Source organism: Rhizobium sp. NLR22b, from assembly GCF_019685295.1.
Lineage (GTDB): Bacteria > Pseudomonadota > Alphaproteobacteria > Rhizobiales > Rhizobiaceae > Rhizobium.
Window position 1 is genome coordinate 135,020 of record NZ_JABDWM010000009.1, and the last position, 14,342, is coordinate 149,361.

Annotated in this window: 12 protein-coding genes, 1 tRNA gene and 2 pseudogenes; 5 read left to right on the plus strand and 10 right to left on the minus strand. The window is 61.2% G+C overall.

Annotated features, from left to right (window positions below):
• The first annotated feature begins 156 nt into the window (after nucleotides 1-156).
• Entirely contained in the window at nucleotides 157-1,056 is a 900-nt protein-coding gene (locus HJC00_RS16535; RefSeq protein WP_210631449.1) for a hypothetical protein, read from the plus strand.
• Nucleotides 1,057-1,069: 13 nt separating this feature from the next.
• Here HJC00_RS16535 and HJC00_RS16540 read toward each other — a convergent pair.
• Nucleotides 1,070-1,576, minus strand: a pseudogene (locus HJC00_RS16540) (ATP-dependent DNA ligase); the annotation flags it as partial.
• A gap of 833 nt (nucleotides 1,577-2,409) precedes the next feature.
• Nucleotides 2,410-2,485: transfer RNA gene (locus HJC00_RS16545), tRNA-Lys, on the minus strand.
• Between the two features lie 212 nt (nucleotides 2,486-2,697).
• Between HJC00_RS16545 and HJC00_RS16550 the strand changes: the two genes are divergently transcribed.
• On the plus strand, nucleotides 2,698-3,447 hold the full coding sequence (locus HJC00_RS16550) for a cytochrome c biogenesis CcdA family protein (protein ID WP_221155012.1): 750 nt from the start codon (nucleotides 2,698-2,700) through the stop codon (nucleotides 3,445-3,447).
• Between the two features lie 46 nt (nucleotides 3,448-3,493).
• Nucleotides 3,494-4,456, plus strand: a complete 963-nt coding sequence (locus HJC00_RS16555; RefSeq protein WP_210631478.1) for an AEC family transporter — start codon at nucleotides 3,494-3,496, stop codon at nucleotides 4,454-4,456.
• Here the strand turns inward: HJC00_RS16555 and HJC00_RS16560 are convergent.
• The 5 genes from HJC00_RS16560 to cysG are packed head-to-tail and all read right to left on the minus strand — an operon-like array spanning nucleotide 4,424 to nucleotide 9,629.
• The gene (locus tag HJC00_RS16560; RefSeq protein ID WP_221122852.1) at nucleotides 4,424-5,635 is read right to left on the minus strand and encodes a UbiH/UbiF family hydroxylase; all 1,212 of its coding nucleotides are present in this window, start codon (nucleotides 5,633-5,635) and stop codon (nucleotides 4,424-4,426) included. The two genes, HJC00_RS16555 and HJC00_RS16560, sit on opposite strands and share 33 nt — an antisense overlap.
• 38 nt (nucleotides 5,636-5,673) lie before the next feature.
• Nucleotides 5,674-6,186, minus strand: a complete 513-nt coding sequence (locus HJC00_RS16565) for a DUF934 domain-containing protein (RefSeq protein ID WP_210631480.1) — start codon at nucleotides 6,184-6,186, stop codon at nucleotides 5,674-5,676.
• Between the two features lie 10 nt (nucleotides 6,187-6,196).
• Nucleotides 6,197-7,867 carry a nitrite/sulfite reductase gene (locus tag HJC00_RS16570; RefSeq protein WP_221164369.1) on the minus strand — a complete coding sequence of 557 codons (1,671 nt, stop codon included), beginning with the start codon at nucleotides 7,865-7,867 and terminating at the stop codon, nucleotides 6,197-6,199.
• An 8-nt stretch (nucleotides 7,868-7,875) separates the two neighbouring features.
• Nucleotides 7,876-8,190: a DUF2849 domain-containing protein gene (locus HJC00_RS16575; protein ID WP_010014500.1), complete on the minus strand. Its 315-nt coding sequence runs from the start codon at nucleotides 8,188-8,190 to the stop codon at nucleotides 7,876-7,878.
• Nucleotides 8,191-8,192: 2 nt separating this feature from the next.
• Nucleotides 8,193-9,629 carry a siroheme synthase CysG gene (gene cysG, locus HJC00_RS16580; RefSeq protein ID WP_221164370.1) on the minus strand — a complete coding sequence of 479 codons (1,437 nt, stop codon included), beginning with the start codon at nucleotides 9,627-9,629 and terminating at the stop codon, nucleotides 8,193-8,195.
• A gap of 268 nt (nucleotides 9,630-9,897) precedes the next feature.
• Between cysG and HJC00_RS16585 the strand changes: the two genes are divergently transcribed.
• Together HJC00_RS16585 and mazG are read left to right on the plus strand one after the other, a co-directional pair.
• Entirely contained in the window at nucleotides 9,898-10,485 is a 588-nt protein-coding gene (locus tag HJC00_RS16585; RefSeq protein WP_210631483.1) for a deaminase, read from the plus strand.
• Nucleotides 10,486-10,491: 6 nt separating this feature from the next.
• Nucleotides 10,492-11,325 (plus strand): annotated as a pseudogene (gene mazG / locus HJC00_RS16590) (nucleoside triphosphate pyrophosphohydrolase); the annotation flags it as partial.
• Nucleotides 11,326-11,687: 362 nt separating this feature from the next.
• On the opposite strand, the gene hflX reads toward mazG, so the two are convergent.
• From hflX to HJC00_RS16605, 3 genes are all read right to left on the minus strand, one after another.
• Nucleotides 11,688-13,013, minus strand: a complete 1,326-nt coding sequence (gene hflX, locus HJC00_RS16595; protein ID WP_221164371.1) for a GTPase HflX — start codon at nucleotides 13,011-13,013, stop codon at nucleotides 11,688-11,690.
• A 77-nt stretch (nucleotides 13,014-13,090) separates the two neighbouring features.
• Nucleotides 13,091-13,333: an RNA chaperone Hfq gene (hfq, locus tag HJC00_RS16600; protein WP_003539403.1), complete on the minus strand. Its 243-nt coding sequence runs from the start codon at nucleotides 13,331-13,333 to the stop codon at nucleotides 13,091-13,093.
• Nucleotides 13,334-13,444: 111 nt separating this feature from the next.
• Nucleotides 13,445-14,308: a D-amino-acid transaminase gene (locus HJC00_RS16605; RefSeq protein ID WP_221155003.1), complete on the minus strand. Its 864-nt coding sequence runs from the start codon at nucleotides 14,306-14,308 to the stop codon at nucleotides 13,445-13,447.
• Nucleotides 14,309-14,342: the final 34 nt, after the last annotated feature.

The window sequence follows — 14,342 nt, forward strand, 5'->3', positions numbered from 1 at the left end:
AAGAGTTTACATTCTGAATGCGGTCCTTTTTTCATTCTGAATGTCTGTTTCCAGAACGTTCTTTCACGTCGTCTGATTCTCGTTGTTGATGGAGCCGAATCTCATAGACTGCCTGCCCAAAAACATTGGCGAAGCTTCCAGCAGTAGAGTGGTTGAATGACCGAATATGAATTTATCCCTTGGATCGGATCCCGGCTTACCAAGGATGGAGGACAGATAACGATCCGCGGCATGGCCACGTTCAATGAGGGACTGACGGATGAGGAACTTGTTTCCCTAGGCGCGACATTGAAGGAGTACCTCTTATCAATTGAGGAGGAAAACGATGGGCTGCCGGAAGTTTCAGAAGAAGAGCACGATCGGCGGTACGAGGGTTGGATCAGTCGCTCGAAGATCATGGACGTGCCGCAGTCATACACTGCTGGCGCGGTCTACAAGTTCATGTCCGACGGCGCGCTCTCGCACTGGTTGGCGGGGCGAGCGCAGATATCGCCGGTGTCTGATTATCGAAAGACAGAGAATGCGTTTGCACGAGATGAACAAGAGGGCTTTGGAGCCTTTTATCTCCACGACGGACGGACAGCGGCATACTTCGAGGGCGCAGCAGCTTCGAACTGCGGCGTGATGTGCTTCACAGCGTCGACCGAGAATCGAACCGAAATGAAGGGGAAATTTGGAGAGCGGCTTGTTCGTTTTCCGGATGCTAACGCACTTTTACAAGTCATCGCTGCCCACCTGGATGTGGTCGATTACGAACTTAAGGATGTTCAGTACTCGGATGTCAAAGTCTACTCTCATGAGACCGCCCTCGCGTCCGAAATCTGTGAGCTTATCGGCGACAGTGGCAAAATAGATCCACAAAACTTGGTTACTCTTTTTGAGAGGCACTCCGACGAGTTGTTGAGATTAGCGGAGCTTCCTTCTGTTTTTTGTAAGCCCAAAACTTTCGAGAGTGAGTCAGAGCGACGGGCTGTCTTCCGTTTTCGCCATGCCATTGGCAGTCCTATCGTCGTAACCGATAAGCGAATAGCCGACCTAGTTGAGGTGGTCGAATGAATTCTCTTCGCTCCTATAGATCATAAACCACAGCGTCGTCTTCTTTTTCGCGCAGCCCCTTATACGACGCATGCCGCAGCTTCCCATCATGCGTCCAGGCCCGGTATTCGATCTCAGCGACGAGTTTGGGCTTGATCCAGACCAGATTCTTGCGATGGCCGGTATACCTCACCGCTGGCGCTGACACCTTCATCTTGTCCATGGTTGCACGCAGCTTCATAGCCTGGTCTGCCTTAAAGCCTGTTCCGACCGATCCGACATAGACCAGCTGGCCTTCCTTTCGCGCCGCTAGGAGCAACGCTCCGATATTCCCGAACGCCGAGCTGGACCTCTGATATCCCACGATCGCGAAGCCGTCACTCTGGATGCATTTGATCTTCTGCCATTCGCCACCGCGCCCGCCGCGATAGGTGCTGTTTCGATCTTTGGCGATGATGCCCTCGAGCCCATGCTCGCAGGCAATGCGAAAGAGTTTGTCACCATCCGATTCGATCTCCTCGGAGAGACGAATAGCCTCCTCAGTTTCCCCCGAGAGAAACATCGCGGGATTGATATCTTTGAATGTCTCGATGCAGCGGTATGCCGCCGTTTTTTAAAGGTGCAGAATTCGAAAGATTAGCGAATTCGGTAAAGAAGTTTCCTTACGGGAAAAAGCTCCTGGGCACCGGCAACGCGCGATGTTCGGTATGGAGCATATTCCCCCGGCCCAGCCGACGAAGCGCGCTGGCGGCCCCGTGAGAGGCAAGGCGGAGCATCAACGCCGGGTGGACGGGTTCCCAGAATTCACAGAGCAGATCGAGCAATTCGCGGACGTCATGGGGGGCTTTGACGATCGCTTTTGGCCTGATCCCACCTAAACCCGCTCCATGTATATTCTGCCATCAGGAGAAAAAACAAAAACCTGTAGAATGCATACTTCTCGCTCTCAGCCTCTTTGCCGCGAAACAAGCCGTACCTGACGGACAAGCCGAGGACGCAAAGGATGCCCCAGCCAAAAAAAATGAGCACACTCTGTGAGATGCAAGAGCCTATAACGATAAATGCGACCAAAATCGCCGGTATATCGTCAGATCTTCATTGAAATTATTTCACCTAAAACTTCCTTGAAAGCTAGCCGCTATAGAGAGCAGGTCAGCTTCTTACAGTACAGACTTAATTTGCGGATGGATAAGCAAGCCGAAGCCGCAGGGAACGATGCGGATCGGAGGACGGCGTTCTTTTCGACGGCGCGGGCATGGGGGAAGGATGCCACAACTTCGGGGAAAATCGGAAGCCAATTTTCCCCCAATCCGATTCACCGGAGCGATCGTTCCGCATTCGAAACTTTAGGCATTTGTTTTTCTTGGAGTTTTTTGGTGAGAGCGTCGGGGTTCGAACCCGAGACCTACTGATTAAAAGTCAGTTGCTCTACCGGCTGAGCTACGCTCTCCCTCTCCGCGGGTGTGAAGCACCCCGGCTGGAAGTGGGCGGAACATAGGCAGGTGACCCATTGCGGTCAACCGAAAAATTCGGCTTTTTGCGAAGGTAAGGCACATTTCTCTGGCGCGCAAAGGCAGATTTGTCGCCCACGCAAAAAGGTGATTGGCAATCCCGGGCCTGCGACGCTAGGAACAGGGCGCAGATTGCAGTCGGAGAGAATGCGTGTCGATTGCCGATATTTCCCTGTGGAGCGCGTTATTGGCAGGGGCGCTATCCTTTCTTTCGCCCTGCGTGCTTCCCCTCGTCCCACCCTATCTCTGCTATATGGCCGGCATTTCGGTCGAGCAGTTCCGCGGCGGCGGGGCGGTGGCGGTTTCGCCGACGATCAGGCGCGGCGTGCTGTTTTCGGCGCTGCTCTTCACGCTCGGCTTTGCCACCGTCTTCGTGGCGCTCGGCGCCGGTGCGTCGAGCATCGGCATGGCGCTTCGCCAGCACCTCGATCTGCTCTCCAAGATCGGCGGGCTGGTCATCATCGTCATGGGGCTGAATTTCCTCGGCCTCTTCCGAATCGGGCTGCTTGCCCGCGAAGCGCGCTTCCAGGGCGGCGGCAAGCCGGCGACGCTGACCGGGGCCTATGTCATGGGCCTTGCCTTCGCCTTCGGCTGGACGCCCTGCATCGGCCCGGTGCTCGGCGCCATCCTCGGTGTCGCCGCGTCCCGCGAGACGGTCGGCTCCGGCGCCGGGCTGCTTGCCATCTATTCGCTCGGTCTTGCCATCCCCTTCTGGATCGCCGCCGGCTTTTCCGGCGCCTTCATGCGCTTCCTGTCGCGCTTCCGCCGCCATCTCGGCACGGTGGAAAAAGTGATGGGCGTCTTCCTTGTCCTCACCGGCCTCGCCTTCCTGTTCGGCTGGGTCAGCGATGTGGCGATCTGGTTCCAGCAGACCTTTCCGATCCTGATGCAAATCGGCTAGAAGAGATTCTTCCCCGCCGACCTTCCCGCGAAAACCGGACTTTCCCTTGGCCGACATCATCAGCCTGCTGCTGCCGTTCTTCGGCCTGATCCTGATCGGTTATGCCGCCGCCAAGGCGACGAAGCAGCCGGCCGTAGCGCTCGGCTGGCTGAACACCTTCATCATCTACGCCGCCCTGCCCGCTTTGTTCTTCAAGCTCGTCTCGCGCACGCCGATCGAAGAGCTGACGCGGCTCGATTTCATCGTCACAGATATCGCCGCGACCTATGCGGTCTTCATCCTGCTCTTTGTCATCGGCCGTTTGGTGCGCGGCAATCCGCTTGATGAATGCACCATCCAGTCCTTTGCCGGCGCCTATGGCAATATCGGCTATATGGGGCCTGGGCTGGCGCTGCTGGCGCTCGGCGAAGGGGCTGCCGTGCCGGTGGCGCTGATCATCTGCTTCGAGAACGCGCTGCATTTCATCGTGGCGCCGGCGCTGATGGCGGCAGCCGGCGACGACAAGCGCTCGGCCGGCCGGCTTGCCGCCGATATTGCCCGCAAGGTGGCGCTGCATCCCTTCATCCTGTCGACGGCGGCGGGCTTTGCCGTCGCCGCCTTCCACATCGATCAGCCGCTGGCGTTCCAGCGCCTCGTCGACTACCTCGCCCAGGCGGCCGCGCCCTGCGCCCTCTTCGCGATGGGGGTGACGCTGGCGCTGAGGCCGCTGAAGCGGATTCCGGCTGAGATCGGCTACATCGTGCCGGCGAAGCTGATCCTGCATCCGATCGCGGTTTTCATCGCGCTGACCGCTGTGGGCGGTTTCGAGCCGGTCTGGATCCAGGCGGCCGTGCTGCTGGCCTCGCTGCCGACGGCGACCAATGTCTTTGTCATCGGCCAGCAATATGGCGTCTGGCAGGAACGGGCCTCGGCGACGATCCTGATCACGACGGTGCTTTCGGTGGCCAGCGTTTCGCTCTGGCTGATCGCGATCCGCTCAGGCCTTCTTCCGCTTCAGCTTTTCCCTTAGCGAGTCCGGAATATCGCGGAAGCCCCGGCCCGGCTCGATGCCCTCGCGCATCACGAGGTTGCGCAGCGGCGGAATGGCCGAGAGAAGATGCAAGCCGGCAGCGCGCAGCATCTGAACGGGGAGGAAATCGGAAAGCAGCGAGCGGTTGAGCAGATCGACGCTCGCGGTGCGCGTCATGATGTCGGCGCGGCGACGGCGGTCGAAGCTTTCGCCGGCATCGGCCGGCAGCGGCAGTTCCGCCCTGTCGCAGAGAATGTCGGTGAGCGCCATGATATCGCGCAGGCTGAGGTTCAGCCCCTGCGCCCCGATCGGCGGGAAGACATGGGCGGCCTCGCCGATCAGCGCGATGCGCCCCTTGCCGAAACGATGAGCCATCATGCCAGACAGCGGCCAGACCTGCACACCTTCCTCAATGCTCACCTTGCCGAGCATGGACTGCATCTGCGCCTCGACGAGAGAGCCCAGTTCGGCCAGCGGCAGTTCCATGCGGGCGGTCGCCTCGGCGGGATCCTGCACCCAGACGAGGCTGGAGCGGCTTCCTGGCAGCGGCACCTGGGTGAAGGGACCATGCTTGGTGTGGAATTCGCTCGATATATTCTGGTGCGGCAGCGAATGGGCGAAATTCAGCACCATGGCCGATTGCGGATAGGACCAGTTGCGCATGCCGATACCTGCCGCCTCGCGCAGCTTCGAGCCGCGGCCGTCGGCGCCAACGGCAAAATCGGCCGTCATCGTCTCGCCGCCGGCAAGCGTGATCGACACCCTCTCGGCGGAGATGTCGATCGATTCGGCCATTTCGGTGAAGCGGGTGATATTGCCCTCGCCTACCGTGGCCGCTTCGAGGATCTCGGTCAGCGCTGTGTTGGGGAAATTGTAGCCGAAGGCATCAAGGCCGACCTCGGCGGCGCGGAAAGTCGTGGTCGGCGCCCGCAGCAGCCGGTCGGTGCTGTCGATGATTCGCATGCTGGTGAGAGGTGCTGCCGCCGAGCGCAGCTTTTCCCAGAGCGTCAGGCGGTCGAGGAAGCGGATCGACTGATCCATCAGCGCCGTGGTGCGCCGGTCCTCCTTTGCAGCAACGGGAGCCACCAGCGCCACACTGCGGCCGCCGCGGCCAAGCGCAATGGCGGCGATCATGCCGGCGAGGCCGCCACCGATCACCGCGATTTCGAATGTCTTCATGCTATATTTCCGCCATCGTAAAGAGGCGGACCGGCCGCTTATGCGGCCGGCTTCGCCTGACGGCGCCAACTATAGCCCTTGCCGGCTTCGGCGTCACGCACCGCCGGCTGATAATGATGGGGAATGCCGGGAAGACGGTTTTCGGCGAGCCGCTTCAGCGCCGTCGCGTTGGTCACGGCAAAGCTGTCGATGCCGACACGCAGCATCAGCGGCACCTGATCGATCAGCACGTCGCCGACGGCGCGCAGCTCGCTGGTGTAACCGAGCCGCTGGCGCAGCAGCGAGGCATGGCTGAAGGCGCGGCCGTCGTTGAAGGCGGGAAAGGCGACCGCCACGATTGCAAGGCGATCGAGATATGGCTCGAGGCGGCGCACGTCATCGGCCGGCTTGATCAGCACGCCGAGGCCGACATCATTGCTTTCACCGGCCCTGGCGATCAGTTCGTCGAGGCCGAGCAGCGGCTTCTGCGCGCCTGTTGCCTTCACCTCGTCGGTTTCAACAACCCAGGGATCGTTGTCGACAAAACCGGTTTCTCTCCAGATCTTCGTCATCATCCCCTCCTTAAGCCGCTTCGGCGGCCGAGCCGTAGAGCGCATCCTTGAACGGCTGCGGCCCGACGCGGCGATAGGCGGCGAGGAAGGTTTCGGACGGATCAAGCCGCAGGCCGAGATAGGTGTCGACGATCGTCTCGATCGCATCCGTCACCCGGTCCGGCTCGAAGCCGCGGCCGATGATTTCGCCGATCGAGGTATGTTCGTCGCCCGAACCGCCAAGCGTGATCTGGTAGAGTTCGGCGCCCTTCTTCTCCACGCCGAGCAGACCGATATGGCCGACATGGTGATGGCCGCAGGCATTGATGCAGCCGGAGATCTTGATCTTCAGCTCGCCGATCTCGGCCTGGCGCTCGGGACTACCGAAGCGGCGGGAGATTTCCTGTGCGACCGGAATGGAGCGCGCATTGGCAAGCGCACAATAGTCGAGCCCCGGACAGGCGATGATATCGGTGATCAGGCCGGCATTGGCTTCGGCCAGATTGATGGCGACGAGGCCACGATAGACAGCTTCGAGATCGGCCAACGCCACATGCGGCAGAATGAGGTTCTGCTCATGGCTGACTCGGATTTCGTCGAAGGCATATTCTTCGGCGAGATCGGCGATGGCCTCCATCTGCGCATCGGTGGCGTCGCCCGGAATGCCGCCGATCGGCTTCAGCGAGATCGTCACCATGCCGTAATCGGGATTCTTGTGCGGCTGCACATTCTGCTGGACCCAGCGGGCGAAGGCCGGATCGGCCTTCTTCCAGCGGGCGAGGTTTTCCCAGCCCTCGGCGCGCTCGGGCAGAGCAGGCAGCGCGAAATAGGCAGCGATCGCCTCGACATCCCGTTCCGGCAGCTTGAGTTCGCTATCCCTGAGCGCGGCGAATTCGGCCTCCACCTGCCGCGTCAGTTCTCCGGCGCCGGTTTCGTGCACCAGGATCTTGATGCGGGCCTTGTACTTGTTGTCGCGGCGGCCGTGCAGATTGTACACGCGCACGATCGCCGTGGTGTAGGAGAGCAGATCCTCCTCGGGCAGGAAGTCGCGGATCAGCTTGGCGATCATCGGCGTGCGGCCCTGGCCGCCGCCGACATAGACGGCAAAGCCGATCTCGCCCTTGTCGTTCCTCTTCAGGTGCAGGCCGATATCGTGGACCTGGATCGCGGCGCGGTCGCGCTCGGCGCCGGTCACGGCGATCTTGAACTTGCGCGGCAGGAAGGAGAATTCCGGATGGACCGACGACCACTGGCGCAGGATTTCCGCATAGGGCCTGGGATCGGCGATCTCATCGGCGGCCGCACCGGCGAAGTGATCGGCGGTGACGTTCCGGATGCAGTTGCCCGAGGTCTGCAGCGCGTGCATCTCGACGCTCGCCAGATCGGCAAGCGCATCGGGAATGTCAGACAGCTTCGGCCAGTTGAACTGCAGGTTCTGGCGCGTGGTGAAGTGGCCATATCCGCGGTCATAGGTGCGGGCGATATGGGCGAGCATGCGCAGCTGGCGCGCGCTCAGCGTGCCGTAGGGAATGGCGATGCGCAGCATATAGGCATGAAGCTGCAGGTAGACGCCGTTCATCAGGCGCAGCGGCTTGAACGCATCCTCGGCAAGCTCGCCCGAAAGGCGGCGCTGAACCTGGTCGCGGAACTGCTCGACGCGCTCGCTGACAAAGGCATGATCAAATTCGTCGTAACGGTACATCGTCTTCCTCAGACTGCAATGAATTCGGGATCGGCAGGAGCGTAGCCCGGCGCATATTCCATGGTCGGCCCTTGCGCGCGGATGCGCTCGCGAAGGCGCAACGGCCAGAGAATGCCGTTGGTTTCCTGAACATCGACGACGGCGACGTCAACGACCTCGTTGTCGGCATAAGACTTTTTGCCAATGGCTTCCAATGCTTCGACGGCTTCGTTGTGACGGGCGACAAGCGCCTCCTGCAGCGAGGTCGACCATTTGCCGTTCGCATCCAGCCAGACGGCAATGCCGTCCGTCAGCCGGTTGGCTGTCAGAACCTTGTCACCCATATTCAGCTCCTTGCAAGTTCCTCGAGCCGGGCGTTCTCGCGCGTCAGCGGCTCGGACAGTTCGAAATTGGCGCCGGCGACAGCATCGCCGATAATGACCATGACCGGCCCGGTCAACTCGTCGCGATGCTGCAGATCGGGCAGATCGGCGAGCGTGCCATGCAGCAGACGGCGCTCGGTGCGGCTGGCATTCTCGATGACGCCGACCGTGGTCTCGGAGGGAATGCCGGCCCGCATCAGCCGCTCGGCGACCGAGGCGGCGACCGTGCGGCCCATGTAAACGGCGATCGTCGCGCCGGAGACGGCAAGGCTTGCCCAATCGGGCAGCACGTCGCCGGTGAGATCGTGGCCGGTCGTGAAGACGAGCGAGGAGGCAACGCCGCGCAGCGTCAGCGGCAGCTCGAAATCGGCAGCGGCAGCGAAGGCCGAGGTGATGCCGGGCACAACCTCATAGGTGACGCCGGCGGCGCGCAACGCGGCCATCTCTTCCCCTGCCCGGCCATAGACCAGCGGATCGCCGGATTTCAGGCGGACAACGCGCTTGCCCTGGCGGCCGAGCTCGACGAGCAGTTCGTTGATCTCTTCCTGGGACTTCGAATGGCAGCCCTTGCGTTTGCCGACGGAAAGCCGCTCGGCATCGCGGCGGCCCATATCGACGATCGCCTGCGGCACGAGCGCATCGTAGACGATGACATCGGCTTCCATCATCACGCGCTGAGCGCGCAGCGTCAGCAGATCTTCAGCCCCCGGACCGGCGCCGACAAGCCAGACATGGCCGGCGACCCGATCCATGGAATGCAGCAACCGGTCGGCGGCGTGGCGAGCCTGCGGCAGATTGCCATTGGCGATTGCGTCGGCAACGGGGCCGGAGAAGAACCGGCGCCAGAACACCCGGCGGGAAACGCCGCGGGGGACCAGCTGTTCAACTGATCTGCGGTAGTTCGTCGCCAGTGCGGCCAGGCGCCCGAGCGAGGGGGAAAGAAGCTGGTCGATCTGGGCGCGGATCATCTGCGCCAGAACCGGTCCCGCGCCTTCGGTGCCGATCGCAACGGCGACGGGGGCGCGGTTGACGAGCGCCGGCGTGAAGAAATCGCAGTAATCGGGCTGATCGACGGCATTGGCGGGGATATTCGCGGCGCGGGCGGTGTCGGCGATGCGGCGGTCTTCGGCCTCATTCCCGGTGGCGGCAAAGACAAGGGCCGCACCCTCGACCTGGCCGGCGGAAAAGCCGGCGCGCACCGTCTCGATGCGGTTGGCGATCAGAAAGGCATGATAATCGGCTTCCGGCTGGTCGGCATAGGCGATAATCCGCGCCCGCGTGTTCAACAGCAGCCGCACCTTGGCGAAAGCCTCGTCACCATTGCCGAAGACAGCCGTCTTCTGGCCTTCCACGCGAAAGAAGGCTGGAAATACCGAAAGCTGCTCAGTCCTGGAAGACATTATCAATCCACTTCGAAGTTGCCAGAATATGCCCGTGATCGACAAGGGATTGAAGGAACAGAAATCCGAAAGCCCAGGCAAGCGCGTATTCTTTTGCTCGCCTCATCGGCGATTTGAGAAAAGTCAACCGTGCTGACGACAACCACCTGTTCCCACTCTCTTTGTTGCGGTGCAGTGTAAAGCCTGTGGCAAACGACGTCCACCGGCGTTTGCCGCATTTCGCTCGTGCCGCCAAGGCGATAGACTGTGGCAAAACCGGAGACCATCAATGCCCGACAAGACCATTGCCGCCCGCCTTCTTTCGGTTATCGAGGATGATATCCTGCCGCTGACGGAACGCGGCGTCTCCTTGGGCAACAAGGTGTTCGGCGCAGCGATCCTGCGCAAATCCGATCTGTCGCTGGTCGTCGCCGAGACCAATAACGAGCTCGACAATCCGCTTTGGCATGGCGAGGTGCATACGCTGAAGCGCTTCTACGAGCTTGGCGACAAGCCGGCGACCAAGGACCTGATCTTCCTGTCGACGCACGAACCCTGCACCATGTGCATGTCGGCGATCACCTGGGCCGGCTTCGACAATTTCTACTATTTCTTCAGCCACGAGGATTCCCGCGACGCCTTCGCCATTCCGCATGATCTGAAGATCCTGAAGGAGGTCTTCGGGCTTGAACCCGGCGGCTATCGCAGGCAGAACGCCTTCTGGAACAGTTTTGCCATCGCCGATCTGGTCGAGACCGAGGAAGTTTCTCGGAAAACGGCGCTGAAGGCGCAGACCGCCCGCATCAAGGCGCGCTACGACGCGCTGTCTTCCACCTACCAGTCGTCGAAGAGCGCCAACGACATTCCGCTTAATTGAGGCACCATGGAACCTTCCAAAGACATTTCACGGCTGATCGAGATCATGGCGGCGCTGCGTCATCCCGAAACCGGCTGCCCCTGGGACATCGAGCAGAATTTCCAGACGATCAAGCCCTACACGATCGAAGAAGCCTATGAAGTCTCCGACGCGATCGAGCGCGGCGATATGGACGATCTCTGTGATGAACTCGGTGACCTGCTTCTACAGGTCGTCTTTCACGCCCGCATGGCCGAGGAGGCCGGCGAATTCTCCTTCGGCGACGTGGTCAACGCCATCACCACCAAGATGATCCGTCGCCACCCGCATGTCTTCGCCCGCTCGGAAGCGGACACACCCGACGCGGTGAAGATCCAATGGGACGAGATCAAGCAGGCTGAAAAGCGCGAGCGCGCCGAGCGCCGGGCCAGGCGCGGGATCACCGAGGATTTCAAAGGCGGCTTCCTGGGCTCTGTGCAGCGCAGTTTTCCAGCGCTGACCGAGGCGCTGAAGCTGCAGGAACGCGCCGCCAAGGTCGGCTTCGACTGGTCAGCGCCCGAGCCGATCCTCGACAAGATCGAGGAGGAGATCGGCGAACTCAGAGTGGCACTTCGCGAAGGCGACCGCGCCAAGGTCAGCGACGAACTCGGCGATCTGATCTTCGCGGTCGTCAATATCGGCCGACATGTGAAGGCTGATCCGGAACAGGCACTACGGGGAACGAACACGAAATTCAGACGCCGATTCAGCTATATAGAGCATGTTCTTGAAGCGGAAGGCGAGACACTTGAAGGCGCGACGCTGGAGCGAATGGAGGAAATCTGGCAGGCGGCGAAGGCGATCGAGAGGGCTGTGACGGCAGCCCCACCCTCCGTCATGCTCGGCCTTGAGCCGAGCATCCACACCTCATCCACCAGCGCCAGTGGCATGGATCCTCGGCTCAAGGCCGAGGATGACGGAGACTGAGGTTGGCTTCTCGCCAAACTAGCCGGCCTGAGGAGCTAACGCATTGCCACGAGACTCTTCTCCCCAGCGGGGAGAAGATGCCGGCAGGCAGATGAGGGAGCGAGCGACAATAGGAGCGAGGCACTGAGCGCAAGCGAAGGGCAACATGGATGTTCTGCCGTGTGTCCCCCTCATCCGACCCTTCGGGCCACTGACCGGGATCGAGCCGCGGGTCTCGACCCGTCCTTCGGCCCCCTGGCGAGAAGGAAAAAGCCGCCTTACCGCTCCCAATCTTCCTTCGAAGCCTTCGGCCCATTGCCGATGCGGCGCTCGAGTTCGGCCGCCTCGGTTTCCGACAAGCGCAGATCGAGCGTGATCGAGCCGTCCTCATTGTCCTCGCGGCCGTCGACGATCGCGTGGTCGTAGAGCCAGGGCAGCAGCGCCAGCTTGTCGACGGAAAGGCGGATCGTCGTTTCGGTCATCACGCCGGAAAGCCTGCGGCTGATCTCCTCCATCAGCGTATCGACGCCCTCGCCGCTGACGGCCGAGACGGCGACAACGTTGCTGGCGCCCGCCGCCCTCTGCACCATGGCATCGTGGACCTCAGGCTCCAGCCGGTCGATCTTGTTCCAGACCTCGATCAGCCGCTTCTCCGCTTCGGCCTCATCAATGCCGAGGTCGCCGAGGATGCGCATCACATCGGAGCTCTGCGCCTGGTTGTCTGGATCGGACATGTCGCGGACATGCAGGATGAGATCGGCTTCCAACACCTCTTCCAAGGTGGCACGGAAGGCGGCGACGAGGTGGGTCGGCAGGTCGGAGATGAAGCCGACGGTGTCGGACAGGATGACGGTGCGGCCATGCGGCAGCTTCATGCGACGAAGCGTGGGGTCGAGCGTGGCAAAGAGCATGTCTTCGGCCAGCACGCCGGCACCGGTGATGCGGTTGAACAGGGTCGATTTGCCGGCATTGGTGTAGCCGACGAGCGCGACGATCGGATGCGGCACCTTGCGGCGCTTGGCGCGATGGAGCTGGCGGGTGCGCACGACCTGTTCCAGCTCGCGTTCGAGCTTGATGATGCGGTCCTGCAAGAGCCGCCGGTCGGCTTCGATCTGGGTTTCGCCGGGGCCGCCCATGAAGCCGCCGCCGCCGCGCTGGCGTTCAAGGTGGGTCCAGCTGCGCACCAGTCGACCCTTCTGATAGTTCAGATGGGCGAGATCGACCTGCAGCGTGCCTTCCTTGGTGGAGGCACGGCGGCCGAAAATTTCAAGAATTAGGCCGGTCCGGTCGATGACCTTGGCGTTCCATTCTTTTTCGAGATTGCGCTGCTGCACCGGGGTCAGCGGATGATCGACGATGACGAGACCGGAATCGCGCTCGTTGAGCAGCGCCTTGATCTCCTCGATCTTGCCGGTGCCGAGCAGGGTCGCCGGTCTCGGATCATTGACCGGCACGATCGAACCGTTGACGACATCGAGGTCGATCGCCTGGGCAAGGCCCGTCGCTTCTTCGAGCCGGCTTTCCGGCGTTCGGGTCGAGGCCGATTCCGTCTGGCCGCCGCGGCTGCGCGATTTCAGAACCGGCACGACGACAGTCGCGCGCATGTCGTCCCTGTGCTTGGCGGCCTCAGGGATGATCGAATCGTTCTTGGTATCGCGTGTCGAAATGACGGCTGATCCTGTTAGGACGCGGCTTCTTCACTCTCGAACATCTGCATCGGCTGACCCGGCATGATCGTCGAGATCGCATGCTTATACACCAGCTGCGAGTGGCCGTCACGGCGAAGAAGAACACAGAAATTGTCGAAAGAGGTAACAACACCCGTGAGTTTCACGCCGTTGATCAAAAAGATTGTCAGGGAAATCTTTTGCTTGCGAACAGTATTGAGAAATAAGTCCTGCAGATTCTGAGAACGTTCCGCCATCGCGCCGCTTCTTTCTTTATTGCCGACCCGAGTTGGCCGGTAGAATATCAATCAACCTCTCCATGCGAGACCGGCAGCACCCTCATTCCACCGGTCCAGCAAATCTTGGTATCAAATCGCAATCTTTTCCGCAACGTCGAAAAAGGCTTCGCGGACTTTCTGCGAGATGCTGCCGGGATGGCCGTTGGCGATCGGCAGGCCATCGACGGAAACGACCGGAAAACAGATACTTGTCGCTGCCGTCAGGAAGACCTCGCGGGCTGCGAGCATTTCGGAAACGGAGAAATTCCGCTCGGCGATTTTCAAGCCCAGCCTGGCGGCCACGTCGATCAATGTGGTGCGGGTGATGCCGCGCAGGATGCCGTGTTCGGCCGGCCGCGTCACCAGCGTTCCACCCGAATCGACCATCCAGACATTGGTCGCCGCCCCTTCCTTCACCATGCCGTCGCCATCGACATAGATCGCCTCCTGGGCACCGGCTTCCTTGGCCTGCTGGCGGGCCATGGCATTGGGCAGCAGGCCGACGGATTTGATGTCGACGCGGTCCCAACGGTTGTCGGTGACGGTGATCGCCTTGATGCCGTTGGCGTTCTTGGCCGCGATGATCTTCGGGTCGGTGCTCTTGGCGGTGATCACAAGCGAGGGCGGCGTACCCTCGGCTGGGAAGACATGGTCGCGGCGAGCGACGCCGCGCGTCACCTGCAGGTAGAAAAGCCCGTTGCGCACATGATTGCGGCGCAGCGTCTCGCGAATAACCTGCGTCAGCGCGGCCCGACTCATCGGCCAGGCGATGCTGAGCTCCCCGAGCGAACGGTCGAGACGGTTCAGATGGCGGGTGAGATCGACGATATAGCCGTGACGCACCTCGCACACTTCGTAGACCCCGTCGGCGAACTGATAGCCGCGGTCCTCGATATGCACGCTGGCATCGGAATGCTTGACGTAGCGGCCGTTCACATAGGCGATTCTCGGCATGGGAAACCTGGTCTTCGAGATGTGAGAGAGACCG

What these genes read in the sequence shown, in the direction of transcription:
- HJC00_RS16585 (WP_210631483.1), top strand. Translation starts at nt 9,898, where the DNA reads ATGCCCGACAAGACCATTGCCGCCCGCCTTCTTTCGGTTATCGAGGAT.
- HJC00_RS16575 (WP_010014500.1), bottom strand. Translation starts at nt 8,190, where the DNA reads ATGGGTGACAAGGTTCTGACAGCCAACCGGCTGACGGACGGCATTGCC.
- HJC00_RS16535 (WP_210631449.1), top strand. Translation starts at nt 157, where the DNA reads ATGACCGAATATGAATTTATCCCTTGGATCGGATCCCGGCTTACCAAG.
- hfq (WP_003539403.1), bottom strand. Translation starts at nt 13,333, where the DNA reads ATGGCGGAACGTTCTCAGAATCTGCAGGACTTATTTCTCAATACTGTT.
- HJC00_RS16605 (WP_221155003.1), bottom strand. Translation starts at nt 14,308, where the DNA reads ATGCCGAGAATCGCCTATGTGAACGGCCGCTACGTCAAGCATTCCGAT.
- hflX (WP_221164371.1), bottom strand. Translation starts at nt 13,013, where the DNA reads ATGCGCGCGACTGTCGTCGTGCCGGTTCTGAAATCGCGCAGCCGCGGC.
- HJC00_RS16570 (WP_221164369.1), bottom strand. Translation starts at nt 7,867, where the DNA reads ATGTACCGTTACGACGAATTTGATCATGCCTTTGTCAGCGAGCGCGTC.
- HJC00_RS16560 (WP_221122852.1), bottom strand. Translation starts at nt 5,635, where the DNA reads ATGAAGACATTCGAAATCGCGGTGATCGGTGGCGGCCTCGCCGGCATG.
- cysG (WP_221164370.1), bottom strand. Translation starts at nt 9,629, where the DNA reads ATGTCTTCCAGGACTGAGCAGCTTTCGGTATTTCCAGCCTTCTTTCGC.
- HJC00_RS16565 (WP_210631480.1), bottom strand. Translation starts at nt 6,186, where the DNA reads ATGACGAAGATCTGGAGAGAAACCGGTTTTGTCGACAACGATCCCTGG.